The following is a 7981-nucleotide window of genomic DNA, read 5'->3' as shown; positions in this document are numbered from 1 at the left end:
CTGGCGTCATCGTCGAAGGCGAATGGCATCCCGATCGTGTTTAGTAAGGCTCATCACTGAGTGCGCCTTAATAATGAAGGAAAGATAAGAATACTTCTTACAAAATTATCGAAAAAGCCTGGATGGGAATAAATAATTAATTCATAAAAAAATGCACTTCCCCTAACCTTTAAGCATCAATTGCGGAGGTGCATTTATGTTGATTTTCATTAAGTCGATGATCATTGGGCTTTGTATTGCAGCCCCTGTGGGACCCATTGGGCTGTTGTGCATACAGAGGAGCCTTGCGCTTGGATGGAGAGCAGGTTTCGCGACAGGGTTAGGGGCGGCCACAGCCGATTCGATCTATGGATTTGTCGGTGCGCTGGGAATCACAGTCATCATAGCGACACTCATTAGCTTTAAGCCATGGTTGTGTATTTTGGGGGGGATGTTCCTCGCGTACATTGGTTATCAAACAATAAGATCGAAAGCGAGCTCAACAGCCCTGGCGGGTGAACGAGCCAACCTGCTAAAAGCCTACTTGAGTACACTGTTTTTGACACTGTCGAACCCAATGACCATCCTGTCGTTTATTGCGATATTTGCTGCCATGAGCGACGGCATGGCTAATGATCAAAGCGGTCAGCACTCAGTGCTGCCTATGGTGACAGGTATATTTCTAGGCTCGGCTGTCTGGTGGCTGGGATTGAGCGGATTCTCCTCCATATTCAAGACCAGAATCTCCCAATCAAAGCTCAGGTTGATCAACTATTTTTCCGGGTCAACCATAACCATTCTGGGGGCCTACCAAGTAGCCACTGGCGTTATGCTCGCCACAGCAGCTTAAGCGGGAAATGAGACAAGGCTTATTTCTCTTTGACTGATGAGTAAGCCTTGGCATCAATCCCCTACGGTCTGACGGGAGGATGCTTTACTGCATTCTGGATTCAATGTACGCCCTGAGGTTGCCTATCGCTTGTTTGATTTCTGATTCTGTCGCATTGCTAAACGACAACCTGACCTGAGTGACAGCCTGATTCGTCAGCGAAAACAAGGAAGTGGGAAATACAATAACCTTGAAGTTCCTGGCGCACTCGCACATTTCAAAATATTCGAAGGTGAAAGGCAGCTGTACATTGATGAAAAAACCTCCCTCTGGATGGTTCCAGGTGACACTTCTTCCAGAACCAGCCTTGATCGGGAATTCACGTTCAAGGCATTCAATCATATAGTTTCTTTTTTGCCTGTAAGACAACACTCTTGGTTGATTAAGCTGTTTTAAAGAGTAATTGTTCTCTATCAGTAAACCTCCGACAATTGCTTGGCACAGGGCAGGTGTATTGACGGTGATCAAGCTTTTGGCTTTACATAATCTGGCGCTAAAGGAAATCACCCCAGCGTTCTCCGGGGCGACTACATAGCCCATACGCAATCCCGGAAAAATTGACTTTGCAAAAGAGCCAAGAAGGAATACTCGACTACTGTCGATCGACTTCATCAAGGGGATTTTATCTCCCTCGTACCTGAAGTAGCTGTAGGCATTATCCTCCAGGATAAAAAAATTCATTTCATTGGCCAAGGAGAGCATGGCCTTTCTGTCTTCATAGGAAAGGCTGTTAGCAGTAGGGTTGCTAAAATCTGAAATCGCGTACAGCGCTTTTACCTTTTCCCCCCTGGACTCAAGATCTTCAGCTACCTTGCGCAGGGCAGATGGATCGAGGAAGGTGTCCTCGGGAACGGGAACAATTTTTATTCTTAATAATTTCGCAATACCCGTTATTCCGGAAAATACAGGGTCAGGTACTAATAAAACACCACTTCCTTCAAAAATTGATAGCAGTGTCAAGGTCGCAGCTTCCTGAAACCCCATACACACGACAATACTTTCAGGGTTGAAAATCTTTATGCCTTCATCCACCTGCAAGTGTTCGGCTATTATGCCGTTGATAATCCCGGTGGTTTTTCCATATTGGCAAAGTAGTGTCGCAAGCGAGTGTTCCGGATTGACGGCGTATCGTGTATAGCTGGCCAGCCCTTTATCGATGAGGGACAGGTCGCATTGCTCGTCGTCAGGTCGACCGGACGCCAGAGAGATTGCCTCTGGATTTTCACTGGAAATGGAATTTAGAAGATGGATAACGTTCAGAGTAGGGTCTTCGAATATCGTTTTTTCGAGTACGCTGGGCAATCTCGCTTCTCCATAAAAAAGCAACGAGCCGTTGAAGGCTCGTTGCTCATGATTAATATCTGTTACGCAGGTTTAAGTGCACTTTTTTGATTGGCCATATTTTCCATGGCTACAAATGCCTGAAGCAGATCCTCTTTAAGATCCTCAAGGGTCTCTAAACCAAAACACAATCGAACCAAACTCTTTTCAATCCCCATATCCGCTTTTTCCTGCTCAGTCATCGAGGCATGGCTTCCACTAAAGGGTTGCGCAACCATTGACGTGACACAGGCCATTCCCGTACCCGTTCCAAACCATTTGAGGGCGCTGGTGAAGGTTTTGTAAAAGGGGACCAGATCGGGCCGAATATCAACAAACACAATGCCACCGTAGCCGGTCAATTGTTTACCATCGACTCGTGGATAATAAGCATGCTCAATAAAGGGCAGTTCCCGTAGATAGTTGAGCATGCTGGAGGTTGTGTTGCTGTGTTTCTCCATGCGCAGGTTAAATGTCTGCATGCTTCTGCGAAGCAGCCATGCGCTATTAGGCGCTAATATTGAGCCTGAGTAAAAGCGGCCTTCGAGGAGGCGCGTATAAATCATTTCATTGTTGACGAGTACCAGGCCGCCCATGACATCGCTATGCCCGGAGAAATACTTCGTTGCGCTGTACAGAGAAATATCCGCGCCGAAGTTCAGAGGCTTTTGAAATATCGGAGTGGCCCACGTGTTGTCAACGACCACCAGAGCGTGTGGGTTGTTTTGCTTAACCGCCTTGCTGACCGCATGAATATCAATGTCTTTCAGAAAGGGATTGGTCGGTGTTTCGAAAATGACCATGTCCACGTCCGACGGCAACTCTTTCAATCCACTTTCCGTGGTGAGATCCAGAATCGTCAGTTTCGCACCGATACGTGCCGCATATCGCTGAAACAGCTTATAAGAACAGCCATAGATATATTTGTTGATCACCAGCGACCCACCGGGTTTCAGCAGCTCCAGCACCATGTAGATGGCACTCATTCCGGTGCTGTAGGCCAAGGCGTATTCGCTTCCTTCCAGTGCAGCGACAACCTGTTCCAGCTCAGTCACATTGGGATTGGCTTTTCTCGAGTAGAAGAACGCCGAGTCAGCGCTAAAAGCGCTGCACTGATAAATAGGCGTCACGGATGGGTGGGCCTCTCGGTCATCGACCCTGATATGGAGTATTTCAGTAGACACGCTCATGATTTGCTCACCAGTTTGATAACCTGCTCATACATGTTCTGCTTGCCTTCATACCCAATGGTCGGCGTGATGTCGTTTTGCGAAATACCAATCTCTTCAATCGACTCGGTTGGGAAGTGAGCCCTGTCGAATACTTCATGAAGATTTGAGTTCACCCCCTTGGGAAGCCAGACTTCAGGGCCTGATTCATCAGTTCGTGCCTTGGCAATAATAAATCGATAGCTTTCATACGGCCGCAATGTCAGTGATTTCCAATCGCTGTTGAGCCCGTCGGTATAGTTGCGCCGCAGGTAGACGGTCTGTTCAAAGTCTTCAGTATTCAGCACTTGGGCGTGCAGCGATACGATATCCCCATGCCACTCGAACTTTCGCTTCTCGTAAGAGGTCAATGCAGCCTCTCGCAGTTCAACTGGCGTGTTCGCTTTGTGTTCGCCCAGTAACTTGAAGTGTGCGTCGTGCCCACACCGGGCACAGCAACCGTTGCTGTCCAATCCGATGAGTTCAGCATTCAAACCGTAGCGGGTAACGAGTAGAGCGTTACAATTATTGCAGTTGGTATTGGTGCCCTCGACATCATTTACGTTACCCAGATAAACATGCTCAACCCCCATGCTGCGGGCAATGTCCCGAGCCTTCAGGAGTCTATCCACGGGCGTCCTGATGCTATTACTCATTTTATAATCAGGGTGAAACCTAACAAAGTGGAGTGGTACATTCGGGCCCAGTTCATCCAGTACCCACTGGCTGATTTTCCTGGCGGTATCCTCATCGTCACTGATATCGGTAACCATCAAGGTGCTGACTTCAACATATTTACCAGCATCGTATACTTTCTTGATGCCAGCCAGAACGGGTTCTACCCAGCCTGTTGTGACTTTTCGATAGTATTCGGGGGAGATGGATTTTAGCGAAATCGAGAATATGTCGATGACTGGCAATAGTTCATCAATGGCTTCTTCACTGATAAAAAAAGCTGATTTATATAAGTTGATTAAGCCCGCTTCCTTTGCCAGCTTTGCCGTGTCGAGGATGAATTCATGCCAGACAACAGGGTCGTTATACGTCCAGGAGATAACGCGTATACCATGCTTCAAGGCAGTTTCTACAACCTGCTCAGGCGTATAGTAGTAAACATCTTTATCTGTCACATACTTGGCCTGAGAGGTCTTCCAATTGTGGCAGTAGCCGCAGTTAAGCATGCAGCCGATATTGCCTAGGGAAAGGATTCGCTCTCCGGGAGCAAAGTGGAATACCGCCTCGGTTTCGATGGTCTCTTCGGTGCTGTGAACACCTTTGCCATAATTCAACGTAACTAACCGGCCGCCTCTGTTTCCGCGCACCTTGCAAAAACCTACTTTGCCCTCCTGAATGACACAGTTTCGGGGAGAAAGATGACACTTTACAACGCCGTTCGGGAGTATTTCTTCCAACTTTGCAGGCGTGCTTTCCAAGGTCCAGTTTTTATTTTTTGTAGTGTCCATCTCTCACTCCTCATCTCACGGAAGTTGCTGTCAATATCATCGGTTGAAATAGTCGAGGCGAAACAATCCCGCCGCCACAGTGGCAGCAATCCTCTAGTAGTTATTGATAGGCGGAAGAAACGCTGGTCAATCCATAATTCTTAAGCGAAAAACGCCTGGCGTTTATATTCATGAATGGCTGTATAAGAGGTCCTATGACCAACAAGAATGCAATGGTGCCCACACCGAAGGGCCCGCCTAGAAGCCATCCGGTTGAAAAGATGCCAATTTCAATTATCATTTTGGCTTTTGTGAATGACCACGCCCATTTGGACACCATGGTAAGCACCACAAGGTCCATGATCCTGATACCAATACCGCTCATGATAATCAGTGCAGACGAATAAGCACACAGCACCAGACCCATCGCCAACATCGTGTACTCATTCACTCTGACAATCAAATACTCTCCAAGCCCCAGCACGGACCAGAGGTCAATCAACAGGCCTGTAAGTGTCGTTGTAATAAATGGGCTTATCGGAGGGTATTTCTTGTTCCAGAGCATCCACCACAGCAGAAAAAATAGAGAAACGATACCCGAACAAACGCCCATTCCGAGCATGAGTATTTTATTTATCGAGATGATCAGGACATCTAAGGGGTCAGTCCCCAGTTGACTGACTATGAAAAGCTTGGCCCCCACCGAGAAAAGTGCGACTCCAGCCAGATACATAAAAATCTGATCCATCTTGAAATCACGAAAACTTAGGACTTGCGTTCCAATATAATTCGCGAATGATGAATAGGATTTTTTTTCACACTTTATTTTTTCATCTTCCATACGAGCACCATCCTTGGAGGAGAATATTTTATTATGCAGTGCGTAACGCTAAGGATTCAGAGCTAATGATTGCCCGGGTTCTTGTTAGGCTTTATCGGGCTGCAAATAGACTAGCACTCTGCTTTATTTTGGTGCATTATTTTTTAATGTAAATCGGGTGCTTTTCATTAAAATTTATACTTTTTGCTGTGGGAGCTTACATGGATCGTATAGACATCAAAATCTTGGGGAAGGTGCAGGACTTTGGTCGCATTTCCATCACGGAGCTGTCCAAGCACGCAGGTCTTTCTATTCCCGCCACCACTGATCGGTTGCGAAAGCTCGAAGACTCTGGGGTCATCAAGGGATATAGCGCTCAGTTAGATCCAACCAAACTAGGGTTCGGCATATCTGCTGTCGTCGGCATGACCACCCTCAAGCCTGCGAAATCCAAATTGATAGCGACGCTCAACGACATACCCGAAGTCGTTGAGTGCCTGCACGTCACGGGTAACGACTCCTACCTGATCAGGATCTATGCCAGGTCAATGGCCGATATCGAAAATATCATTGCGAAGATCAACGCGTACGGTGAGACACGTACAAGCATTGTCTTGTCTGTCCCTATCGAGAGAAGAAAGCTTGTCCCTTGAGCCTGTGCATAGAACAGTCAGCTGTCAGCTATTTCAAGGGTGATCATTTTGTTTGCCCGGAACGGCGCCAGCAGCGATTCATCTACCCCTGAATCGGTAATTAACGTCCACGGCTCTTTGAGGAACGGTGAGCAATGTCATGCCGGTCGCAGACACTTGGGGTACTGCGGCCGATGTGCCTGCACCCACTAACGTACTTGGCCGTTATGGATCACCCGAAGAGGACATCGCACCGGTGGTGCTGTTTCTCGCCAGCAAGGATGGGCAATTTTTGACGGGGTATAGCCTGACGCCTGACGGTGGCCAAATCATCGATAGCGCACGCTGATTTTACCGTCCAGTCTGCAACCGATTGCCCCACTGGGAACACAAGACTCGCCTTGGCGCGTCTTGTGTTTTTTCAAGCGATGCTCTCCGATGCAACAGGCTCTCGCGAAGCTGCGCGTGCCGCCAGGAAGGCAAGAACTGCCGCCACGCCTAGCAGTGTGGCGCTCAACTCGAAAGTCGCTCGATAGCCATTCGAGTCAAATACCAGCCCGCCAACGGTTGCGCCGGATGCAATGGCCAGTTGGATGATCGCCACCATTAAGCCGCCTCCGGCTTCAGCATCCTCTGGCAATGTTCTGGCCAGCCATGTCCACCATCCCACCGGCGCCGCGGTCGCAACCAGCCCCCAGAGGCCCAACAAGACGGTGGTGGTAGTCACAGAACTGCCGAACGAAACGAGTGCCAGCGCGATCGCCGCCATCAATATCGGGATGACGATGAGGGTGCGATGCAGGCCATTTTTCAAGAATGCTTCAATCAGGAAGGTTCCCGCGAGGCCTGCCAGGCCGAGGACGAGCAACATCAGTGACAGCATGGAAATACTGACGTGCGTGACCGTTTCAAGGAACGGGCGCAGGTAGGTAAATAGCATGAACTGGCCCATGAAAAAGACACTGACCGCCGCCATGCCTAACGCGACCGGTGTGTTTTTCATCAACCTGAAAACATTTCCAGTGCCTGAACCGCTTTGCGACTTCATCGCAGGAAGGCTCACCCAAAGCCAGAGACTGGCGATTACCGCGACCGGGATGACGCACAAAAATGCACCGCGCCATCCGATGAAGGCTCCGAGAAAACTGCCCAGAGGTGCTGCAATCACTGTCGCCAGAGCGTTGCCGCCATTGACGACTGCCATGGCGCGAGCGATCTGGTCGTCGGGCACCAAGCGTATGGCAGTTGCCGCCGACAATGACCAGAAGCCACCAATTGCCACGCCGATCAGCGCGCGGCCGGCCATGAACACCCAGTAGTTCGGCGCGAACGCGACCACGGTTCCCGAAACGATCATCAGCAGCGTCAGGGACAACAGCAGTGGCTTGCGGTCGACCCGCGCCGCCACCGAAGCGGTCAGGAGGCTGGCGAATAGCGCAAACAGCCCGGAGACTGAAATGCCCTGGCCCGCTTGCCCTTCGGTGATATGCAGATCTGCGGCAATCGGTGTCAGCAGGCTGACGGGCATGAACTCCGATGCCACCAGGACGAAGGCGGCGAGCGACATGGCGAATACGGCACCCCATGATTGTTCAGGTTTTCGCGGGGCTGAGAGCGTGGGTTGGATCATTGATTGAATCCCGTAATGCGCGAAGCGTCGCGGCCCCGGGAACGAGGCCGCGCGTGAGAAG

At 49.6% G+C, this 7981-nt stretch carries 8 protein-coding genes; 3 read left to right on the top strand and 5 right to left on the bottom strand.

Annotated elements, in window-relative coordinates:
* Positions 1-196: 196 nt before the first annotated feature.
* On the top strand, positions 197-829 hold the full coding sequence (locus tag JUI81_RS23335) for a LysE family translocator (RefSeq protein WP_204125135.1): 633 nt from the start codon (positions 197-199) through the stop codon (positions 827-829).
* Positions 830-913: 84 nt separating this feature from the next.
* Here the strand turns inward: JUI81_RS23335 and JUI81_RS23330 are convergent, their stop codons facing one another.
* The 4 genes from JUI81_RS23330 to JUI81_RS23315 form a co-directional block, all read right to left on the bottom strand.
* A complete protein-coding gene (locus JUI81_RS23330) occupies positions 914-2170 on the bottom strand; it encodes a PLP-dependent aminotransferase family protein (RefSeq protein ID WP_204125134.1) in 1257 nt (418 codons plus the stop codon).
* Between the two features lie 62 nt (positions 2171-2232).
* Complete coding sequence (locus JUI81_RS23325; RefSeq protein ID WP_204125133.1) at positions 2233-3378, bottom strand: PLP-dependent transferase; 1146 nt, start codon at positions 3376-3378, stop codon at positions 2233-2235.
* Positions 3375-4859, bottom strand: a complete 1485-nt coding sequence (amrS, locus tag JUI81_RS23320; protein WP_204125132.1) for an AmmeMemoRadiSam system radical SAM enzyme — start codon at positions 4857-4859, stop codon at positions 3375-3377. The genes JUI81_RS23325 and amrS overlap by 4 nt, the downstream gene beginning before the upstream one ends.
* Positions 4860-4959: 100 nt before the next feature.
* On the bottom strand, positions 4960-5679 hold the full coding sequence (locus JUI81_RS23315) for a YitT family protein (RefSeq protein WP_204125131.1): 720 nt from the start codon (positions 5677-5679) through the stop codon (positions 4960-4962).
* 200 nt (positions 5680-5879) lie between these two features.
* Here JUI81_RS23315 and JUI81_RS23310 point away from each other — a divergent pair, with 200 nt between their 5' ends.
* Positions 5880-6311: an Lrp/AsnC family transcriptional regulator gene (locus JUI81_RS23310; RefSeq protein WP_019578517.1), complete on the top strand. Its 432-nt coding sequence runs from the start codon at positions 5880-5882 to the stop codon at positions 6309-6311.
* A 139-nt stretch (positions 6312-6450) separates the two neighbouring features.
* Positions 6451-6639 (top strand): short-chain dehydrogenase/reductase, encoded by a 189-nt coding sequence (locus JUI81_RS23305; RefSeq protein WP_081791079.1) that lies wholly within the window; start codon positions 6451-6453, stop codon positions 6637-6639.
* A 72-nt stretch (positions 6640-6711) separates the two neighbouring features.
* Here the strand turns inward: JUI81_RS23305 and JUI81_RS23300 are convergent, their stop codons facing one another.
* Complete coding sequence (locus JUI81_RS23300; RefSeq protein WP_204125130.1) at positions 6712-7920, bottom strand: MFS transporter; 1209 nt, start codon at positions 7918-7920, stop codon at positions 6712-6714.
* Positions 7921-7981: the final 61 nt, after the last annotated feature.

Origin of the sequence: Pseudomonas sp. 008 (assembly GCF_016861935.1) — a bacterium.
Lineage (GTDB): Bacteria > Pseudomonadota > Gammaproteobacteria > Pseudomonadales > Pseudomonadaceae > Aquipseudomonas.
The sequence above is the reverse complement of the archived record's forward strand: the minus strand, read 5'-3'. Positions and strand labels throughout refer to the sequence as shown.

Excerpts from the sequence above, each read along its gene's own strand:
- JUI81_RS23325 (WP_204125133.1), bottom strand. The coding sequence starts at position 3,378 with ATGAGCGTGTCTACTGAAATACTCCATATCAGGGTCGATGACCGAGAG.
- amrS (WP_204125132.1), bottom strand. The coding sequence starts at position 4,859 with ATGGACACTACAAAAAATAAAAACTGGACCTTGGAAAGCACGCCTGCA.
- JUI81_RS23315 (WP_204125131.1), bottom strand. The coding sequence starts at position 5,679 with ATGGAAGATGAAAAAATAAAGTGTGAAAAAAAATCCTATTCATCATTC.
- JUI81_RS23300 (WP_204125130.1), bottom strand. The coding sequence starts at position 7,920 with ATGATCCAACCCACGCTCTCAGCCCCGCGAAAACCTGAACAATCATGG.
- JUI81_RS23305 (WP_081791079.1), top strand. The coding sequence starts at position 6,451 with ATGCCGGTCGCAGACACTTGGGGTACTGCGGCCGATGTGCCTGCACCC.
- JUI81_RS23310 (WP_019578517.1), top strand. The coding sequence starts at position 5,880 with ATGGATCGTATAGACATCAAAATCTTGGGGAAGGTGCAGGACTTTGGT.
- JUI81_RS23335 (WP_204125135.1), top strand. The coding sequence starts at position 197 with ATGTTGATTTTCATTAAGTCGATGATCATTGGGCTTTGTATTGCAGCC.